The sequence below is a fragment of the Actinacidiphila sp. bgisy160 genome, from assembly GCF_965342435.1.
GTDB lineage: Bacteria > Actinomycetota > Actinomycetes > Streptomycetales > Streptomycetaceae > Actinacidiphila.
The window spans coordinates 1-812 of record NZ_CBDRCM010000144.1 but is presented as its reverse complement, the minus strand read 5'-3'; the positions used below and the strand labels follow the sequence as shown (position 1 = coordinate 812).

Below are 812 nucleotides of genomic sequence, written 5' to 3'. Positions count from 1 at the left end.
GGCTGCCAGATCGTCCGGGTCGCCTGCCCCTCGCAGGACGACGCCGACGCCCTCGCCACCATCGCCAGGAAGTCGCAGATCCCGGTGATCGCGGACATCCACTTCCAGCCGAAGTACGTGTTCGCGGCGATCGACGCGGGCTGTGCGGCGGTGCGGGTGAACCCGGGCAACATCCGGCAGTTCGACGACAAGGTGAAGGAGATCGCCAAGGCCGCCTCCGAGGCGGGTGTGCCGATCCGGATCGGCGTCAACGCCGGCTCCCTGGACAAGCGTCTGCTGGAGAAGTACGGCAAGGCCACCCCCGAGGCGCTGGTGGAGTCGGCGCTGTGGGAGTGCTCGCTGTTCGAGGAGCACGGTTTCCGGGACATCAAGATCTCGGTGAAGCACAACGACCCGGTGGTGATGGTCAACGCGTACCGTCTGCTGGCGGCGCGGTGCGACTATCCGCTGCACCTGGGTGTGACCGAGGCGGGGCCGGCGTTCCAGGGCACCATCAAGTCGGCGGTGGCGTTCGGCGCGCTGCTGAGCGAGGGGATCGGTGACACGATCCGGGTGTCGCTGTCGGCGCCTCCGGCGGAGGAGGTCAAGGTCGGCATCCAGATCCTGGAGTCGCTGAACCTGCGGCAGCGGCGGCTGGAGATCGTGTCGTGTCCGTCGTGCGGTCGTGCGCAGGTGGACGTGTACAAGCTGGCGGACCAGGTGACGGCGGGCCTGGAGGGCATGGAGGTGCCGCTGCGGGTCGCGGTGATGGGCTGTGTCGTCAACGGTCCTGGTGAGGCCCGCGAGGCGGACCTGGGGGTGGCCTCGGGCAA

At 68.8% G+C, this 812-nt stretch carries 1 protein-coding gene; it reads left to right on the top strand.

Annotated features, from left to right (window positions below):
- The coding region (gene ispG, locus ACRWNP_RS37160; RefSeq protein WP_431969431.1) for a flavodoxin-dependent (E)-4-hydroxy-3-methylbut-2-enyl-diphosphate synthase at positions 1–812 on the top strand (812 nt) is incomplete at both ends.